Here is a 17516-nt window from a genome sequence, read left to right as displayed (position 1 = left end):
ATGTGACGTAACGTAAATCCTCGATCGGAGGCTTATCGATGCACTACCCCGCCTTGCGCAAGGACGATTCGGCACTTGCGCCGCTTTCGCATTCGTGTGGCGCCGAACCGGCTGCATCCGCTCGCGGCCGGACGATCGAGGTCGTCTGGTGCAACGATCCGCGGCAATTGAGCCTGACGCAACGTCATAGCCCGCGCCTCGGCATCGCGCAGGCGCTAGCCGCGGCGCAAAGCGCTTGCGAGCGCAGCCGTATGGTCAACGGCTTCTTGCATCTGATCGGCTTTTCCACGTTCGCTTATTTCGCGCTCGAATTCGCTCGCGACCGCGTCGAACGCCTGTTTTTGCACGAGGCGTTCATTCCCGGGACTTATCGCGGAGATTACGTACGCGAACGCTATCACGACGTCGATCCGCGCACGCTCGCGGCACGTCAGGGCCGGCTGCCGCTCGTATGGGATTTGCAGCATCTGCACGCGCAATCGCCGAGCTTGCTGCACGACGATACGGCGCAAGAAGGGCTCGACGGCTTCATCAAAATGATGCGCGACGACGGCATGCGAAGCGGACTCATGTTCGCGATGTCGATACCGGGCACGCGTATGCATGCGTTCATGAGCTTCACGGGCCAGCGTCGCACGCGCGATTGGATCACCTCCACGACGCTCGAGCAGGCGCTTTCGATCGGCATGTCGGTCCATACGATCGCCTCGCAGCAACTGACCGCCGCCGCCCGCGACCGCACGTCCGACGGACTGACGGCGTTCGAGCGCGAATTGTTGCTCGGGATCGCCGAAGGCGCATCGGACAAAGAAATCGGGCGCCGTTTGGATACGAGTGCCCACAATGTGGACTATCACTTGCGTAAGTTGCGCAAGCGCTTCAACGTAGCGAATCGTACCGAACTCACCTACCTCACATCGAAGCTCGAGCTGATTTAAACGCCTAGCCGCTCAAGCCGGCGAGCGCTTTTAGGCTCGCCAGCCGCTCCATAACGATGTTGCCTCCGCAAGCGAGAACGGCGACGCGCCCACCTCGCGGCACGGCGAGCCGGCTTTCGAATGCCGCCGCAAGCGCCACCGCCCCGCCCGGCTCCACGACGAGCTTCGCCTCGTCGAAATAGCGCAAGCTCGCTGCCGCGATCTGCGCTTCGTCGACGGTCACGATGTCGTCGACGTAGCGTCGAATCAGCGGGAACGTCAGATTGCCGAGACATTGCACTTTGATTGCATCGGCAATACTCGCGCTCGGCGCTTCCGTCGAAATGAGCCGCCCCGCTCGGAACGATCGGCGTGCGTCGTCTTCGAGCGAAGGCTCTACACCGACGATGGCCACTTGCGGTGCAAGCTGCTTGATGGCTGCCGCCACGCCCGCGATGAGCCCGCCACCGCCGATCGGCACGAACACGGCCGCGGGCAAATTCGTGCTGCATTGCTGCAACAATTCGACGCCGATCGATGCCTGCCCGGCCATCACTTGGCGATCGTCGTAGGGCGCGATAAGCGTATAGCCGTGCGTATGCGCCAAGCTTTCAGCGAGCGCGCGCCGCGCATGCGACGACGGTTCGGCTATAACGACGCGAGCCCCCCAGCGCTCGGTCGCCTCGATTTTGGCGAGCGGCACGTCCGGCGACATCACGATCGTCGCGCCCAGTCCGGCATCGGCCGCCGCTTTGGCGACCGCTTGCGCATGGTTACCTGTCGAGTAAGCGATCACGCCTCGGGCGCGTTCGTCGGGCGTCAGCGTCGCGATGCGCCAAGTCGCGCCGCGGATCTTGAACGAACCCGTCGGCAGCAAGCATTCGGCTTTGACGACGATCGACGCGTCCGAGGCGGTGCGCCAGCGGCTCACTTCGATAAGCGGCGACGAGCCGAGCGTGCCGCGCAAGAAATCGGCGGCGGCGTGAATGTCGGACAAGGGAAGGTTCATCGGCCGGCTGCCTGCGCCTCGGGATCGGCCGGCGCTTGTGCGCGTTCTTGCGGTTGTTTTTGCTCTTGCGCATTGCGTTCGCTCGGCTCGCCTTGGAACGAAACGGCACGACGCCCCCGCGTATCCACGCTCAATGCGAACACGTCCGGCCGCGAATAGTGCCCGGTCGCATCGAGATCGAACCGGCCGCGAACGATGTCGTCCAGATCGAGTTCGGCCGTCAATATCGCTTCGCGATCGTAGACGGGACCGGCCAAAACCTGGCCCAGCGGATCCACGATGACGCTCCCGCCTCGAATCAGTGTCGTCTCCGGGGCGTTGCCTTGGATGCAGTCGTAATGCTCCGGGCAGTCGGCGCGCGTCAAATACTGGCACGCGCTCAACACGAAACACCGCCCTTCGTACGCGATGTGCCGCATCGTGCATTGCCAGATATCGCGATCGTCCACGGTCGGCGCGCACCAAATGCCGATGCCTTGCGCGTACATCGCCATGCGCAGCGCCGGCATATAGTTTTCCCAGCAGATCGCCGCACCGATGTTGCCGAGTTCGTGCGTGGCGAGGACAGGCAATGTCGAGCCGTCGCCCATTCCCCAAATCAAGCGTTCGCTTGCGGTCGGCATCAATTTACGATGGCGGCCCTGCAATGCCCCATCGGGCCCGAACATAAGGGCCGTGCAATAAAGCGTGGCGCCTTCGCGTTCGATCACCCCGACGACGAGCCATGCGTGCGCGCGGCGCGCCATCTCGCCGATCGCCGCAACTTCGGGCCCGGGTACATCGATCGCGCCTTGCCAATAGCGCAGGAAATCGTCGCGACCGGCGGGCGAACGCGAGCCGACGCGCGCGCCGAAATCGAGCCCCTTCGGATAACCGCCGATATACGCCTCGGGAAATACGATGAGCCGCGCGCCTTCTGCGCTGGCCTCCTCGGTCAGTTGCTCCATACGTGCCAACGTCGCCGCCGTATCGAATAGCCGGCTGCCCGTCTGCACCACCGCCACGCGCTGTTTTGCCATTGCCGCTCCCATCGTCGATCGAGTGAGGGACACAGTTTGCTATCCTGCCGTTTATCGATCAAACAAATTGTCTCGAAGATGAAAATCAACGTGCTCGATATTAAGCGGTTGGATTTAAATCTGGCCGTGGTTTTCGTCGCGATCTGGCAGGAGCGCAGCGTGACCAAAGCGGCCGCGCGCCTCGCGCTGAGTCAAGCTGCGACGAGCACTGCGCTCGCACGCTTGCGCGAGGCCTGCGGCGATCCGCTGTTCGTTCGCGTGCGCGGCGGCATGGCGCCCACGCCGCGTGCGCAGGCGATGGCCGAGCGGCTCGAAGCCGGCATCGCCAATTTATGGGAAGTGTTGACGCATCGGCAGGCCTTCGATCCGTCGAGCGCGTCGCGCCGCTTCTCGATCGGCATGTCGGACGACTTCGAGATCGCCCTCGGCCCGCATATCGCCCGGCTCGTCCGGCAAGCCGGCCCGCAGCTTTCGGTCATGTTTCGGCAAACGAATCGCCATACGGTGGAGCAGATGCTGAACGATCGCGAAATCGAATTGGCCATCGTATCGGACACCGTCAAGCGCGCTTGGATCGCACAGGAGCAAATCGGACAAAGCGGCTACGCTTGCGTGCTCGATGCGCGCGCGGTACGCGAGCCGTTGCCGCTATCGCTCGATGCGTACCTCGCGCTTCCGCATTTGCTGGTGTCGTTTTCGGGCAGGACGGGGATCGTCGATACGGCGTTGCAGGCGCTTAAGCGCGAGCGTCATGTTTATGCCGCGCTGACGCATTTCTCGGCTGTGCCGGCTTTCCTCGCAAAAACGCGTGCCGTCGTCACGCTGCCTTCGCATGCGGCTGCCGCGCTTGCGAGGGTATCAAGCCTGACCGCGTGCGCGGTGCCGCTCGATTTAGGAAGCTACCCGGTGCAGCTACTGTGGCGGCGCGACAGCGACGGCGAAAGCGCGCTCGCTTGGATGAGGGAACAGGTCAAAGAGGCGTTCGCGCTCGCCTTCGAAGAAACGAAGGCGATCGAGCCGGGGCGATCTGCGGGGCGCAAGATTCGCGGTGGTGAAACAGCGGTTCGCTAAAGAGCCGTTAGCAGTCGCCGCGTGAGCATCGACTGCAAATCTCGGCGTGCATCGCAGATGAGATGAACGTACGCGGTATCGCCGCGCAACTCGTAGATGATCCGATTCATCCCACTGAGAACCTGTCTGTATCGACCGAGGCCGAGCTTGGTCAACTCGCCAGGGATGCTCCCGCTCTCGGGGTGCGACTGAATCACTGCGATGGAGTCTTTGAGCTTGCTATAGCTGACTTGCCACGCTTGCGTGCCGAAATTTTTCACCACGTAGCGGCGAAGATCCTTGACATCCGATTCGGCGGACTGAAGAAATACAACATGGGCCATCACTGATCGTCTTCACGGTCCAAGTCGGCGAACACGTCATCCGCGGTACGAAAGCGCCCTTGCTCGATCTCACGATTGCCTAGTGTCAATATCTTCAACAAGGCGAGCGTTTGTTCATAGTCCTCATACGAGCGAACGTCCATGACAACGAGCTTGGCTTCGCCGTTTTGCGTGATGAGCATCGGCTCGCGACTTTCCGAGATCTCTTTGACGATGTCGGCCGCGTGACTCTTAAGATAGCTAATCGGTTTCACCTGGGTGGAGAGTTTCATCATGACCTCATTTCGCCGCAATAAGACCGATTATAGTCCGAATTCAGTCTGAAGCCGCGCAACGAGCCGCTAAGAGCCTGGTTATGATCGCCAAGCTATAGGTGGCGCACAACTCGGCCTAACGGCCAAGTCGAAGTCAGGATGCGTAACGGGAGCACATTGCGGCAATATGCCGGCAGGCGCACCCCGGGCCGCCCGGGCAGCGAGAGCAGATCGGCTGCGGCAAGCCGGTTCAACGCCCATTCACCCGCGGCGGCGCCGGAAAATGCACGCCGGCGCGCTGCGCCGCCGCCGTGATGTGCGCCTCGATGCTGCGCCCCGCCGCCTCGCAATCGCGCGCCTTCAAAGCATCGAGAATCGCGCGATGTTCGCTGTACGTCGATTGGAGCAATTCGCGCCGGTAGAACGGCAAGCGCTGGCTCTCCTGCATGATTTCGCTGCTGCTGCGCAAGATCGCTTCGATCGCGCCGTTGCCGGCCACCGCGACGATACGCATGTGAAACGCGAAATCCAGGCTTGCGGCCGTATCGAGATCGCCTTCCGTCAACGCCTCGTGCAGCCGCTCCATGTTCTCTTCAAGCGAAGTGATGACCTCGTCGGTCATCGCCACGGCCGCCATACGAGCGGCGAACCCTTCCAGCGCATAACGCACCTGGTAGGTATCGGGCAGCGACGAGTGCTCGGCGTAACGCCAAGCGGGCCCGCTTGGCGCGCGCTCGCTTTGCACGTACACGCCCTTGCCCGCGCGGATCGTCAACATACCGAGTGCCTCGAGCGTCGATAGCGCTTCGCGCAACGCAGCCCGGCTGATGTCGAGTTCCTCCGAAAGCTGCCGCTGCGCAGGCAACGCGCTGCCCACGGGATATTCGCCGCGCTCGATGCGCTCGCGGATCGTCTCGGTCGCGGCTTCCGTCACCGTCTGTGTATTGCTTCTCATCGTGCAGAAGAATCGCCTGGTCGGACCAGCATTGTAGCGCGGCCTCAAGCCCCCGCACGCCGCCCTGCCGCGGCCAACGGGTCGCGACGGGTATACCCCTACGTTCACCGAGCTTGACGCGACTATATCGGCTTCCTAATCTTCGCCATAAGTCTTGCGGTCTTACCAGTTAGACCAGACGAATTTTTGCCCGCCACCTCTTGGAGAAAGCCGTGCTCAGATTCATCAACTCGCTGTTCGGCCGCGTCGTGATCGCGCTTGTGGCCGGCATCGCGATCGGCGCGCTGTTCCCGCATTTCGCGCAATCGCTACGGCCGTTCGGAGACGGCTTTCTGAAATTGATCACGATGGTGATCGCCCCGATCGTTTTTTGCGTGGTGGTCAGCGGAATGGCCAGCGCCGGCAATCTAAAAAAGGTGGGCCGCGTGGGCGGCAAGGCCATCGTCTACTTCGAAGTCATGACGTCGATCGCGCTGATGATCGGCGCCGTGCTCGCCCTGGTACTGAAACCCGGCGCCGGCATGAATGTCGATGTACGCACGCTCGATGCGCAAGCGCTGAGCACCTACACCGAGCACGCCAAGAGCTTGAAAGACGTCGCGGCGTTTCTGCTGAAGATCATTCCGAGCACGGCTTTCGATGCCTTCGCCAAAGGCGACATCTTGCAAGTGCTCGTATTCGCCGTGCTCTTCGGTTCGGCGCTCTCGCTGCTCGGCGACAAAGCCAAACGCGTCAGTTCGCTGATCGACGAACTCGCGCAGGTGTTCTTCCGCATCATGGGCTTCATCATCAAGCTCGCGCCGCTCGGCGTACTCGGCGCCATCGCGTTCACGACAGGCACCTACGGCGTCGCCTCGCTCGAACAACTCGGCCTGCTCGTACTCGTCTTCTACGTAAGCTGCGCGCTGTTCGTCGTGCTCGTGCTCGGTGTCGTCATGCGCCTCGCCGGATTCAACGTTTTCAAGCTGATCCGCTATCTGCGCGAAGAACTGGCGATCGTGCTCGGCACGGCGTCGTCCGACGCCGTCCTGCCGCAAGTCATGCGCAAGCTCGAATGGATGGGCGTGAAGGATTCGACGGTCGGTCTCGTCATTCCCACCGGCTACTCGTTCAACCTCGACGGCTTCTCGATCTACCTGACCCTCGCCGTCCTGTTCATCGCCCAGGCCACCAATACGCCGCTTTCGATGCACGACTTGATCGTCGTGGTGCTGGTTTCGCTCGTCACGTCCAAGGGCGCGCACGGCATTCCCGGATCCGCCATCGTCATCTTGGCGGCCACGCTGTCCGCGATCCCGGCGATTCCCGTGCTGGGTCTTGTCCTGATCCTTCCCGTGGACTGGTTCGTGGGCATCGCCCGTGCGGTGACGAACCTGATCGGCAACTGCGTGGCGACCGTGGTCGTCGCGGCCTGGGAGCGCGACATCGATCGAGCGCGCGCTCATCGCGTACTCGATCAGGATCCCGATATGCGCTTCGTGCAAGAAGCGGACGTGCCGCAGCTCGATACGCCGGCTCGCGGTGCCGTCGCAATCTGAGCGAAATCGCCCGCACCGCCCCGCCCTAGCCCTTTGCCCGATGGACCGGCGATAGAGGCCGTCACGGCCTCTTCCCGGCACGATACTGTAGATCACTCACCTCATCTGCCATGGCCATCCCGACTCTCGATCCCAACGCCCCCGATTTCACGCGCCGCTGCTTGAATCTGGCCGATCCGCGCCTCGGCGCGAAAGCGCTCGCTGCCAGCGACGAATTCTTCGCCCCGAAAGAACGCATGCTCGACCCCGAGCCGGCCGTCTTCATTCCCGGCAAGTACGACGACCACGGCAAGTGGATGGACGGATGGGAGACGCGCCGCAAGCGCACGACCGGCCAAGACTGGTGCGTCGTGAAGCTGTCTCGCCTCGGTACCATCGACGGCGTCGATATCGACACGAGCCACTTCACGGGCAATTTCCCGCCGGCCGCATCGATCGAAGCCTGCGCGAGTGCCAGCGAGTTGCCGCCCGACGACGCTCGCTGGCATATGCTCGTTGCGCCCACGCCGCTGCAAGGCAACCAGCACCATTACATCCCGGTGCACCACGCAGAAGCGTTCACGCACATCCGCATCACCCTCTTCCCCGACGGCGGCGTCGCGCGGCTGCGCGTCTATGGACGGCCCGTGCTCGAAGAAGCGCTCGCCTCCTCCACCCGCGACGGCCTGCTCGACCTCGCGGCCGCCCTCAACGGCGCACGCGTCGTAGGCGCGAACAATCAGCATTTCGGGCTCGCGGCCAATATGCTCATGCCGGGCCGCGGCGCGAACATGGGCGACGGATGGGAAACGCGGCGGCGCCGCGAACCCGGCAACGACTGGGCCATCGTCGCGCTCGCGCGGCCGGGCATCATCCGCAAGGTCGAAGTCGATACCGCCTTCTTCAAAGGCAACTATCCCGATCGGTGCTCGCTGCAAGCGGCCTATGTCGCAGGCGGAACCGACGAATCGCTCGTCACGCAATCGATGTTCTGGCCGGTCCTGCTCCCCGAACAAGCGCTGCGGATGGACAACCAGCATCATTATGAGCACGAGATCGCCGCGATCGGCGCCGTCACGCACGTGCGGTTCAATATCTTCCCGGATGGAGGCGTATCGCGCTTGCGACTCTGGGGCGAGTTGGCATAAGGACGCGACGATGACCGAGCTCCTACGGATAGAACCGATCACACGCGAGGCGTTCGCACCGTTCGGCGACGTCATCGCGCTCGACGGTGCGCGCCATTTCCCGATCAACGGCGGAACGACCGAACGCTTTCACGACCTCGCGACGATCGATGTCGGCGAAGCGGGCGGGCGAACGCTCGTCAACGTCTTTCGCGGACAGCCGCGCGCGCTACCGTTCGACGTGACGATGATGGAGCGTCACCCCCTCGGCAGTCAGGCATTCATTCCGCTGTCTGCTACGCGTTACCTCGTCGTCGTGGCGCCGGCGGGGGATCTCGACGAGCGGCGCCTACGGGCCTTTGCCGTCGAAGGGCAAGTCGGCGTGAACTACGCGCGCGGCGTCTGGCACCACCCGCTGATCGCGCTCGATGCCGTCGCCGATTTCCTCGTCATCGATCGCGGCGGCAGCGAGCCCAACTGCGATGAGGTCGAACTCGCGCGCAGGTACCGGCTTTCCGTCGACGAACTCGCCGTGACCTGAACCGCTCGGGAGCCGGCGCGGCCCTATCGTGGCGCGCCGGCTGCGCGTCCTGAGCCGCGCGGAGAATGCCGGTAAAATGGCCGGCATGGACAAGTGCCAGTATTGCGGAAAAATCCGCGACGAATGGGAATGCCATGGGCAAGAGTGCCGCACCGCGATCGCGAAAGCGCTGCGCCGGCACCGCTCCGGCTTGCCGATGGTGGCGAACGTCATCCGCAACGAAGTGCCCGCCGGCGCCAGCACGAGCGAGGTGATCGCCGTCCTGTCGCGGCAGCGCTTGCGGGCGCGCCGCGCGAACGAGGAACGGCGCGAGCAACGCGAGGCGGAAGGGTATGAACAGGCGCCTCAGAGCGCGCCGACCAGCCGGTAGCCGACACCCGTTTCCGTCACGATATGTTCGGGCTGTGCCGGATCGCGCTCGAGCTTTTGACGCAAATGCCCCATATAGATGCGCAAATAGTGCGCACTATCGACACGCGACGGCCCCCAGACTTCCTGTAGCAATTGCCGATGAGTCAACACGCGCCCCGCATGGCGCGCCAACGAAACGAGCAGGCGGTACTCGATCGGCGTCAGGTGTATCGGTTGCCCGTCCCGCTCGACCGTCCGCATCTCGAAGTCCACCTCCACCGCTCCAAAGCGCAGCTTCGATGCATCGGCCGACGCACCGCGATTGGAGCGGCGCAATTGCGCGCGAATGCGTGCGAGCAACTCGGCGACGCCGAACGGCTTCGTCAGGTAATCGTCCGCGCCGGCATCGAGCGCCGCCACTTTCTCCTCCTCGCGGGTACGCGCCGATAGGACAATGACGGGTACCGAGGACCAGTCGCGCAACTGGCGAATGACATCCGCACCGTCGATATCGGGCAAGCCCAGGTCGACAATGACCAGATCGGGCCGCGCGCTGGCCGCAAGCGACAGCCCTCGCTTGCCCAATTCGGCCTCGACCACGCGGATCTGCTCGGATTCGAGCGACGCTTGCACGAAGCGGCGAATGGCTTTGTCGTCCTCGATCAGAACGACGGTAATAGTGGATTCGGACATCGTTAGTTTTTCCGGCCGGTCACCGGCATCGATGGCAATGCCGCCGAATCGAGGTGGTTAGCTTCGTCGTCGATCGGTTCGGCCTCGATCGTCGGCGTTTCGTTCGCCGGCAGCGTGAACCAAAACGTCGCGCCGATCGTTACGCCATCGGCATCGCGACGATTGTCCGCGCCGATTTGCCCGCCGTGGGCCTCGACGATCGCGCGACAAATCGCCAAGCCCAACCCGATGCCGGGCTTGGCCGACTCCTTCTCGCCACGCGTAAACTTTTCGAACAAGCGCGACTCCATGCCCGGCGGCAGCCCGGGTCCGCGATCGAGCACCTGGACTTTGACGTAGCGTTGCGAATCGATCTCGAGCGTCGATGCGGCGATCGTGATCGGCGAGGCGGCGGGCGTATATTTCGATGCGTTCTCGAGCAGGTTCGCGAAAAGCCGCTCCACAAGCACGGCATCGAGCTGCACTAGCGGCAAATCGGGCGGCACACGCGCCTCGATCGTCCGGCCGGCCAGCATGCGGCGGCAAGCCGACAATGCGGCGCCCACCACCTCTTCGATCGACGACCATTGCCGATTCAACCGCATGCTCCCTTCTTGCAGCCGCGCCATATCGAGCAGATTCGTCACAAGCCCCGTCATGCGCAACGCCTCATCGTGAATCGCTTCGGCCAGTTCCTGCTGGCTCGGGCTCATGGATTGCCCGCCCGGCGCCTCCGCGAGCATCGACGCGAAACCGACGATCGACGTCAGCGGCGTACGCAGATCGTGTGAAATCGCCGACAGCAACGAATTGCGCAATCGCTCCGATTCCATATTGACGAGCGCATCCTGCGCGATCTCCACGTAGTGCACGCGCTCGAGCGCCAGCGCAATCTGCGACGCGAACGTGTCGATCATCCGGCGCTGCTCCGGGATCTCGAGTTCTTCCATGCGCGGCGATAAGATGGCGATGACGCCGCGCGTACGCATCGGCGCCTTCAGCGGCAAATACAACGCGGGGGCGGCGGGCAACGTATCGGTACCGTGCCCTGCGTTCTTTTGCTGATCGTAGACCCACTGCGCGATATCCAAATCGACCGTCGATGCGTCGAGCGTCAGCACCTCATCCGGATTCTCGAGCTTTTGCTTAACCTTCTCCCCGCTGTCGGGCAGCAAGATCGCGACACGCGCTTGAAACACCTCGGCCACATGGCGCGTGCCGATTTCGATGATCTGCCCCGTCGTCAATGCGGCGCCGAGCTCGCGCGCCATCGCGAACATCGCACCGGTACGGCGCTCGCGCATCGTCGCAATGCGGGCTTGACGGCGCATGTTCGCCGTCAAGTTACTGATCGTCAGCGACGTCATCAGCATGACGCCGAAGGTCAGCAGATACTGCGTATCGGCCACGGTAAACGACATCCGCGGCGGCACGAAGAAGAAATCGAACGCACCCACACCCAGAAACGAGAACATCACCCCGGGCCCACGCCCTAACTTCGCGGCCGTGAAAATCGTGCCGAGCAAGTAGAGCATGACGAGATTCGCGAGCGAAATACGATCGACGAAAAGACTCTCGACCAACGTAATCGCGGCGCAAATTCCAAATGCGTAGGAGTACGAAACGAGCTTGGAGCGCCCCCCTTCCGCGCCGATTCCCGCGAAGCGCGACACCACCTCTCCACGCTCCGCCGTCTCGCGTACCGTACCGGAATTCACGAGCGTGACGTCGATATCGCGCGCCGCTCGGATCAGCCGCTCGCCCGTCGAGCGCCGCAGCCATCCGAGCCCGCCCAACCTGGCGGTCGCGCCCATGACGAGCTTGGACACGTTGCGCATACGGGCGTAAGCGATCAGCGTTTGGGTCGCATCCTGCCCTTGCAACGTGACCGTTTCCGCGCCCAATTCCGAGGCGAGCTTCAAGGCGTCGAGGGTGCGCTTGCGAATTGCATCGGGTAGCCGTTGCAGCTTCGGCGTTTCGACATAGACGGCAAGCCAATCGGCTTTCAGGCTCGAGGCCAGACGCGCGGCCGCGCGCACGAGCGTCGCGCTCTCCGGCCCGGCCCCGACGCAAACGATAATGCGTTCGCGCGCTTGCCAAATGCGCTCGATCGATTGATCCGCTCGGTACTCGCGCATTTGCGCATCGACGCGATCGGCGGTGCGCCGCAACGCGAGCTCGCGTAGCGCGATGAGATTGCCCTTGCGAAAGAAATTGCGAACCGCATGTTCCGCTTGACGCGGCAGATAGACCTTGCCCTCGCGCAAGCGATCGAGCAATTCCTCGGCCGGCAAATCGACGAGCGTGACCTCGTCCGCCAGATCGAAGACCCGATCGGGCACGGTCTCCCACACCCGGATCCCCGTAATCTGGCCGACGATGTCGTTCAAGCTCTCCAGATGCTGAACGTTGACAGTCGTGTAGACGTCGATCCCCGCGTCGAGCAACTCGTGCACGTCCTGCCAGCGCTTCAGATGACGCGAGCCTTGCACGTTCGAGTGCGCGAGTTCGTCGACGAGAATCAAGCCGGGCTTGCGCACGAGCGCGGCATCGAGATCGAATTCCGCGAGCTCGCGCCCGCGATATTCGATACGGGCGGCCGGCAGGATCTCCAATCCATCGAGCAGTGCAAGCGTCTCTTTGCGGCCGTGCGTTTCCACGAGACCGACGACGACATCGACGCCCTCCTCGAGCCGGCGACGCGCTGCCTGCAACATCGCAAAGGTCTTGCCGACGCCTGCCGATGCGCCGAAGAACACCTTTAACCGGCCGCGTTGACGCTTTTCCTCATCGCGCTGGATCTTATCGAGCAGCGCATCGGGATCGGGTCTTTCCATAGAGCGTCTTCAATTGATCATGACCGCACAACTGGCATCGGCATCGGCGACACTAAGTTCGCCGACACTAGCCACCTTCTCGTCAGTGTAGCGGTTTCAGCCGATCGAGCGCGAGATTGAGCTTGAGCACATTCACGCGCGGCTCGCCGAGCACGCCCAGTTGCCGTCCCGACGTGTTCTCAACGATAAGGGCATCGACTTGCCCCGCCGTCAATCCGCGCGCCTTGGCGACGCGTGCCGTTTGATACGCGGCAGCCGCCGGCGAAATGTCGGGATCGAGGCCGCTACCCGAGGAGGTGACGAGATCCACAGGAACGGGAAGCGTATTGGTCGGGTCCGCGTCGTGCAGCGCACTCAAGCGCCCTTTCACTTCATCGGCGAGCGCAGGATTCGTCGGCCCGAGATTCGAGCCGCCCGAGCTTTGGGCGTTGTATGGATTCGGCGACGTCGCCGACAGACGACCCCAAAAATAACCGGGCGCGTCGAATTGCTGCCCGATCAGCTCGGAGCCGACCGCCTTGCCGTCCTTTTCGATCAAGCTGCCGTTCGCTTGGTGCGGAAAGACAGCCTGCCCGATCGCCGTGACGACGACCGGATAGACGATGCCCGTGACCACCGTCAATGCGGCAAACAACACCAGCACGGGTCTCAGCATATTTTTCATGATTAATCGATACCAACAAATGATGTTCTGGGTGGGTCCGCTCGCGCTAAGCGCGTCGAGCGGAGCCCGTACTCGCTATGGATGGCCGGACCTTACGCCCAACCCATCGCCGTGATCAGCATGTCGATCAATTTCATGAACGGGAACGGAAGCAAGATGCCGCCGAGCCCGTAGATCAGCAAATTGCGACGCAATAGCGACGCGGCGCCGAGCGCACGGTACTTCACGCCCTTCAATGCGAGCGGGATCAAAAAGACGATGATCAACGCATTGAAGATGACGGCCGACAAGATGGCCGAGGCCGGCGAAGTCAAGTGCATGATGTCGAGCACACGCAGTTGCGGGTACGTCGTCGCGAACGCGGCCGGAATGATGGCGAAGTACTTGGCCACGTCGTTGGCGATCGAAAACGTCGTGAGCGAGCCGCGCGTCATCAGCATCTGCTTGCCGATTTCCACGATCTCGATCAGCTTGGTCGGATTCGAATCGAGGTCGACCATGTTGCCCGCCTCTTTCGCCGCCTGCGTGCCGGTGTTCATGGCCACGGCCACATCCGCTTGCGCGAGCGCCGGGGCGTCGTTCGTGCCGTCGCCCGTCATCGCCACGAGGCGACCTTCCGCTTGATGCGAACGGATCATCTTGAGCTTCGCCTCGGGCGTCGCTTCCGCGAGGAAGTCGTCCACGCCGGCTTCGGCGGCGATCGCGGCGGCCGTCAAGCGGTTGTCGCCCGTGATCATCACCGTCTTGATGCCCATCTTGCGCAACTCGGCGAAGCGCTCCTTGATCCCGCCCTTGACGATATCCTTTAACTCGATCACGCCGAGGATACGGGCCGCGCCGTTCGTCTTTTCCGCCACGACCAAGGGCGTACTGCCACGACGCGCGACGTCGTCCACGGCCTTGATCACTTCTTGCGGATAGCGGCCGCCGTTCTCTTCGACGTAGCGCTTCACGGCATCGGACGCGCCTTTGCGAATTTCGCGGTTAGGCAGATCGACGCCGCTCATGCGCGTTTGCGCGGTAAAGCCCAGGAATTCGGCTTGCAGGGCGTGCATGTCGCGCTCGCGGATGTTGAAGCGTTGCTTCGCGAGTACGACGATGCTGCGTCCCTCGGGCGTTTCGTCGGCCAGCGAGGACAACTGAGCCGCATCGGCGAGCGCCTCCTCCGATACGCCCGGCGCCGGAACGAACGACGAGGCTTGCCGGTTGCCGAGCGTGATCGTGCCGGTCTTGTCGAGCAGCAGCACGTCGACGTCGCCCGCCGCTTCCACCGCGCGTCCCGATGTCGCGATGACGTTCGCCTGCATCATCCGGCTCATGCCGGCCACGCCGATCGCCGAGAGCAGGCCGCCGATCGTCGTCGGAATCAGACATACGAGCAGCGCGACCAGCGCCGTGATCGTCACCACGTGGCCCGCGTGGGCGGCGGCGACCGAGAAGATCGAGAACGGCAGCAGCGTTGCGGTGGCGAAGAGCAGCACGAGCGTGAGCGCGACGAGCAAGATCGTCAGGGCGATTTCATTCGGCGTCTTTTGGCGCTTGGCACCTTCCACCATCGCGATCATGCGGTCGAGAAAGGCCTCGCCGGGATTGACGCTCACGCGCACCACGATCCAATCCGAGAGCACGCGCGTGCCGCCCGTCACCGACGAGAAGTCGCCGCCCGATTCGCGAATCACGGGCGCGGATTCACCCGTGATCGCCGACTCGTCGACGGAGGCAACGCCTTCGATCACCTCGCCGTCGGCGGGAATCGTATCGCCCGCCTCGATCAGCACGACATCGCCTTTGCGCAGATCGGTAGATGTGACGAGCAGAACGGGCGCTTTCGGATGCGGCTCGTTCAGCTTCTTGGCCATCACATTGTGCTTGGCGCTGCGCAGCGATGCGGCCTGCGCTTTCGAGCGCCCTTCCGCCAGCGCTTCGGCGAAATTGGCGAACAGCACCGTAAACCAGAGCCACAACGCAATGGCGAGGATGAAGCCGGCCGGTGCCTCGGCTTGGCCGGCGAGCGCGGCAATCCAGAGGATCGTCGTCAAAATGCTGCCGACATACACGCAGAACATCACCGGGTTGCGCAGCTGCGTGCGCGGCCCGAGCTTCTTGAATGCATCGACGATCGCCGGTTTCAAGAGCGCCGGGTCGAACATCGAATGCACAGCGGTACGTGCCTGCCCGAGATTGTCGGGACGATGGACAGGCGGTTGAGTCACAGTAGTCATGCTTTCCTCGAAATCAATGACCCGAGATCATCGTGAGATGTTCGGCAACAGGGCCGAGCGCCAATGCGGGCACATACGTGAGCGCGCCTACGAGCACGAGCGTGCCGAGCAGCAGCACGACGAACAGCGGCCCGTGCGTCGGCAGCGTGCCGGACGTGGCGGCGATGCGCTTCTTGTTCGCGAGCGAGCCGGCGATGGCGAGCACCGCCACGATCGTGCCGAAGCGGCCGAACCACATCGCGATCGCGGTCAGCACGTTGTAGAACGGGGTGCTGACGGTCAGACCCGCGAATGCGCTACCGTTGTTATTGGCGGCCGAGCTGAACGCGTAGAGGATTTCAGAGAAACCATGCGCGCCGGGGTTCGAAATGCCTGCTGTGCCGAGCGGCGAAAGCACCGCGATCGACGTGCCGACGAGCACGAGCAGCGGCGTGAGCAAGATCGCGATCGACACCATCTTCATTTCGTACGCTTCGATCTTCTTGCCGACGTACTCGGGCGTGCGGCCGATCATGAGGCCCGCCACGAACACGGCCAGAAGCGCGAAAACGAGCATGCCGTACAGGCCTGAGCCGACCCCGCCGAAAATCACTTCGCCCAATTGCATCAGCAGCAACGGCGTGAAACCGCCCATCGGCGTCAGCGAATCGTGCATCGCATCCACGGCGCCGCACGACGCAGCCGTCGTCGCCACCGTGAAGATGCCCGTCTGAGCGATACCGAAACGCACTTCCTTGCCCTCAGCGTTGCCGCCCGGCTGCATCCCCGTCGTGCTTTGATCGACGTGGAGCGAAGCGAACAGCGGATTGCCGCTTTGTTCGGCTGAAATCTCGCCCCAGCAGGCAACGGCGAACGCGATCGTCATTGCCGCGAGCACGGCATAGCCTTGGCGGCGATCGCCGATCATCCGGCCGAATACGACACACAGGCCCGCCGGGATGATGAGGATCGAGAGGATCTGTAGGAAGTTCGACAGCGGCGTCGGATTCTCGTACGGGTGCGAGGAGTTCGCGTTGAAGAAGCCGCCGCCGTTCGTGCCGAGCATCTTGATCGCTTCTTGCGAGGCCACGGGGCCCATGGCGATCGTCTGCTTGTCGGCCTTCACGTCCACCATGACCGGGTTGCCCTTCGCATCCTTCACGGGGTTGCCTTGCGCGTCGGTTTTCGGCGCTTGGTACGTGGTGACTTGCACCGTGGGAACGTCTTGATACGACTTGAAGTTCTGGATCGCGCCTTGGCTGATGAAGACCAACGCAATGATCGTCGCCAGCGGTGCAAGGATATACAGCGTGGTGCGCGTGAGGTCGACCCAGAAGTTGCCGATCGTTTGCATCGAGTGCCGCGCGAAACCGCGGATCAACGCGATGACCACGGCAATACCGGTTGCCGCCGACAGGAAGTTTTGCACCGTGAGGCCCGCCATCTGCGACAGATAGCTGACGGTTGCCTCGGGCGTGTAATCCTGCCAGTTCGTGTTCGTCACGAAGCTGACTGCCGTGTTGAACGCCGCGTCGGGTGTCATCGGCCCGAATGCCTGCGGATTGGCGGGTAGCCATTGTTGCAGACGCAAGAAGCCGTAAACGGCCAACGCGCCGAGTGCGTTGAACAGCAGCACGGCTAGCGCATAATGCTTCCACGACATCTCGGCGTGTTCATCCACGCCGGCAATTTTGTAGAGCAGCTTTTCGAGCGGGCGGCCGATTTTCCGGACGACCACGGAAGAGCCGTCAAGCACGGCGCTCATGTAACGGCCGACCGGAAACGCCAGCGCGATCAATACGACAATAAATAGAGCGGTCTGAAGAAAGTTATTGGCGTTCATTCCAAATCCTCCGCGCGCAGCAGCGCGTAGACGAGATACGCCAGCAATAGCAGCGTCGATGCCCCTGCGAGCCACATCATCCAAGCAATCACGGCCGGCCTCCCGGTCCGCGGCCGCGAAGCTTATCGCAGCCGGCGGTAAGCGCCACGCATAGCCCTAAGAAAATGGCTATGCCGACGAGGTAGATAAAGTCCATTTTTGTGTTCTCCCGTAGC

At 62.9% G+C, this 17516-nt stretch carries 17 protein-coding genes; 6 read left to right on the top strand and 11 right to left on the bottom strand.

Features of this window, described 5'->3' with window-relative positions; genetic code table 11:
• Window positions 1–38: 38 nt before the first annotated feature.
• Entirely contained in the window at window positions 39–938 is a 900-nt protein-coding gene (locus AB1286_RS18435) for an autoinducer binding domain-containing protein (RefSeq protein WP_430364608.1), read from the top strand.
• 4 nt (window positions 939–942) lie between these two features.
• Here AB1286_RS18435 and AB1286_RS18430 read toward each other — a convergent pair whose 3' ends face one another.
• Window positions 943–1926, bottom strand: coding sequence for a threonine ammonia-lyase (locus AB1286_RS18430; RefSeq protein WP_430364607.1), 984 nt, complete (start codon window positions 1924–1926; stop codon window positions 943–945).
• Complete coding sequence (locus tag AB1286_RS18425) at window positions 1923–2945, bottom strand: carbon-nitrogen hydrolase family protein (protein ID WP_430364606.1); 1023 nt, start codon at window positions 2943–2945, stop codon at window positions 1923–1925. The genes AB1286_RS18430 and AB1286_RS18425 overlap by 4 nt, the downstream gene beginning before the upstream one ends.
• A 78-nt stretch (window positions 2946–3023) precedes the next feature.
• On the opposite strand from AB1286_RS18425, the gene AB1286_RS18420 reads away from it, so the two are divergent.
• Window positions 3024–4016, top strand: a complete 993-nt coding sequence (locus AB1286_RS18420; RefSeq protein ID WP_430364605.1) for a LysR family transcriptional regulator — start codon at window positions 3024–3026, stop codon at window positions 4014–4016.
• Here AB1286_RS18420 and AB1286_RS18415 read toward each other — a convergent pair.
• From AB1286_RS18415 to AB1286_RS18405, 3 genes are all read right to left on the bottom strand, one after another.
• Window positions 4013–4339, bottom strand: coding sequence for a type II toxin-antitoxin system RelE/ParE family toxin (locus tag AB1286_RS18415; protein WP_430364604.1), 327 nt, complete (start codon window positions 4337–4339; stop codon window positions 4013–4015). The genes AB1286_RS18420 and AB1286_RS18415 overlap by 4 nt on opposite strands.
• Window positions 4339–4611 carry a type II toxin-antitoxin system Phd/YefM family antitoxin gene (locus tag AB1286_RS18410; protein WP_430364603.1) on the bottom strand — a complete coding sequence of 91 codons (273 nt, stop codon included), beginning with the start codon at window positions 4609–4611 and terminating at the stop codon, window positions 4339–4341. The genes AB1286_RS18415 and AB1286_RS18410 overlap by 1 nt, the downstream gene beginning before the upstream one ends.
• A gap of 232 nt (window positions 4612–4843) precedes the next feature.
• Window positions 4844–5548, bottom strand: coding sequence for a FadR/GntR family transcriptional regulator (locus tag AB1286_RS18405; RefSeq protein ID WP_430364602.1), 705 nt, complete (start codon window positions 5546–5548; stop codon window positions 4844–4846).
• A gap of 212 nt (window positions 5549–5760) precedes the next feature.
• On the opposite strand from AB1286_RS18405, the gene AB1286_RS18400 reads away from it, so the two are divergent.
• The 4 genes from AB1286_RS18400 to AB1286_RS18385 all read left to right on the top strand — a co-directional run bounded on the left by AB1286_RS18400 (window position 5761) and on the right by AB1286_RS18385 (window position 9103).
• A complete protein-coding gene (locus AB1286_RS18400) occupies window positions 5761–7086 on the top strand; it encodes a C4-dicarboxylate transporter DctA (protein WP_430364601.1) in 1326 nt (441 codons plus the stop codon).
• 110 nt (window positions 7087–7196) lie between these two features.
• A complete protein-coding gene (gene alc / locus AB1286_RS18395; RefSeq protein ID WP_430364600.1) occupies window positions 7197–8213 on the top strand; it encodes an allantoicase in 1017 nt (338 codons plus the stop codon).
• Window positions 8214–8223: 10 nt separating this feature from the next.
• Window positions 8224–8733 carry an ureidoglycolate lyase gene (locus tag AB1286_RS18390; RefSeq protein WP_430364599.1) on the top strand — a complete coding sequence of 170 codons (510 nt, stop codon included), beginning with the start codon at window positions 8224–8226 and terminating at the stop codon, window positions 8731–8733.
• Window positions 8734–8818: 85 nt separating this feature from the next.
• Entirely contained in the window at window positions 8819–9103 is a 285-nt protein-coding gene (locus tag AB1286_RS18385; RefSeq protein ID WP_430365116.1) for a hypothetical protein, read from the top strand.
• Here the strand turns inward: AB1286_RS18385 and AB1286_RS18380 are convergent.
• From AB1286_RS18380 to AB1286_RS18355, 6 genes are all read right to left on the bottom strand, one after another.
• On the bottom strand, window positions 9079–9777 hold the full coding sequence (locus AB1286_RS18380; RefSeq protein ID WP_430364598.1) for a response regulator: 699 nt from the start codon (window positions 9775–9777) through the stop codon (window positions 9079–9081). The genes AB1286_RS18385 and AB1286_RS18380 overlap by 25 nt on opposite strands.
• Before the next feature lie 2 nt (window positions 9778–9779).
• Entirely contained in the window at window positions 9780–12593 is a 2814-nt protein-coding gene (locus AB1286_RS18375) for a DUF4118 domain-containing protein (protein WP_430364597.1), read from the bottom strand.
• A gap of 82 nt (window positions 12594–12675) precedes the next feature.
• The gene (gene kdpC / locus AB1286_RS18370) at window positions 12676–13257 is read right to left on the bottom strand and encodes a potassium-transporting ATPase subunit KdpC (RefSeq protein WP_430364596.1); all 582 of its coding nucleotides are present in this window, start codon (window positions 13255–13257) and stop codon (window positions 12676–12678) included.
• A gap of 92 nt (window positions 13258–13349) precedes the next feature.
• Complete coding sequence (gene kdpB, locus AB1286_RS18365) at window positions 13350–15479, bottom strand: potassium-transporting ATPase subunit KdpB (protein WP_430364595.1); 2130 nt, start codon at window positions 15477–15479, stop codon at window positions 13350–13352.
• A 13-nt stretch (window positions 15480–15492) separates the two neighbouring features.
• Window positions 15493–17301 (bottom strand): potassium-transporting ATPase subunit KdpA, encoded by a 1809-nt coding sequence (gene kdpA / locus AB1286_RS18360; RefSeq protein WP_430364594.1) that lies wholly within the window; start codon window positions 17299–17301, stop codon window positions 15493–15495.
• Window positions 17298–17390 carry a potassium-transporting ATPase subunit F gene (locus AB1286_RS18355; protein ID WP_102648608.1) on the bottom strand — a complete coding sequence of 31 codons (93 nt, stop codon included), beginning with the start codon at window positions 17388–17390 and terminating at the stop codon, window positions 17298–17300. Before AB1286_RS18355 ends, kdpA begins: the two co-directional genes overlap by 4 nt.
• Between the last annotated feature and the right edge of the window lie 126 nt (window positions 17391–17516).

Origin of the sequence: Trinickia sp. NRRL B-1857, from assembly GCF_050470685.1 — a bacterium.
GTDB lineage: Bacteria > Pseudomonadota > Gammaproteobacteria > Burkholderiales > Burkholderiaceae > Trinickia.
Note: the sequence above shows the minus strand (reverse complement) of the source record. Positions and strands in the feature narration are given on the sequence as shown.

Excerpts from the sequence above, each read along its gene's own strand:
- AB1286_RS18390 (WP_430364599.1), top strand. The coding sequence starts at position 8,224 with ATGACCGAGCTCCTACGGATAGAACCGATCACACGCGAGGCGTTCGCA.
- kdpC (WP_430364596.1), bottom strand. The coding sequence starts at position 13,257 with ATGAAAAATATGCTGAGACCCGTGCTGGTGTTGTTTGCCGCATTGACG.
- AB1286_RS18430 (WP_430364607.1), bottom strand. The coding sequence starts at position 1,926 with ATGAACCTTCCCTTGTCCGACATTCACGCCGCCGCCGATTTCTTGCGC.
- AB1286_RS18435 (WP_430364608.1), top strand. The coding sequence starts at position 39 with ATGCACTACCCCGCCTTGCGCAAGGACGATTCGGCACTTGCGCCGCTT.
- kdpB (WP_430364595.1), bottom strand. The coding sequence starts at position 15,479 with ATGACTACTGTGACTCAACCGCCTGTCCATCGTCCCGACAATCTCGGG.
- alc (WP_430364600.1), top strand. The coding sequence starts at position 7,197 with ATGGCCATCCCGACTCTCGATCCCAACGCCCCCGATTTCACGCGCCGC.
- AB1286_RS18420 (WP_430364605.1), top strand. The coding sequence starts at position 3,024 with ATGAAAATCAACGTGCTCGATATTAAGCGGTTGGATTTAAATCTGGCC.
- AB1286_RS18425 (WP_430364606.1), bottom strand. The coding sequence starts at position 2,945 with ATGGCAAAACAGCGCGTGGCGGTGGTGCAGACGGGCAGCCGGCTATTC.
- AB1286_RS18385 (WP_430365116.1), top strand. The coding sequence starts at position 8,819 with ATGGACAAGTGCCAGTATTGCGGAAAAATCCGCGACGAATGGGAATGC.
- kdpA (WP_430364594.1), bottom strand. The coding sequence starts at position 17,301 with ATGAACGCCAATAACTTTCTTCAGACCGCTCTATTTATTGTCGTATTG.
- AB1286_RS18410 (WP_430364603.1), bottom strand. The coding sequence starts at position 4,611 with ATGAAACTCTCCACCCAGGTGAAACCGATTAGCTATCTTAAGAGTCAC.
- AB1286_RS18415 (WP_430364604.1), bottom strand. The coding sequence starts at position 4,339 with ATGGCCCATGTTGTATTTCTTCAGTCCGCCGAATCGGATGTCAAGGAT.
- AB1286_RS18405 (WP_430364602.1), bottom strand. The coding sequence starts at position 5,548 with ATGAGAAGCAATACACAGACGGTGACGGAAGCCGCGACCGAGACGATC.
- AB1286_RS18375 (WP_430364597.1), bottom strand. The coding sequence starts at position 12,593 with ATGGAAAGACCCGATCCCGATGCGCTGCTCGATAAGATCCAGCGCGAT.
- AB1286_RS18380 (WP_430364598.1), bottom strand. The coding sequence starts at position 9,777 with ATGTCCGAATCCACTATTACCGTCGTTCTGATCGAGGACGACAAAGCC.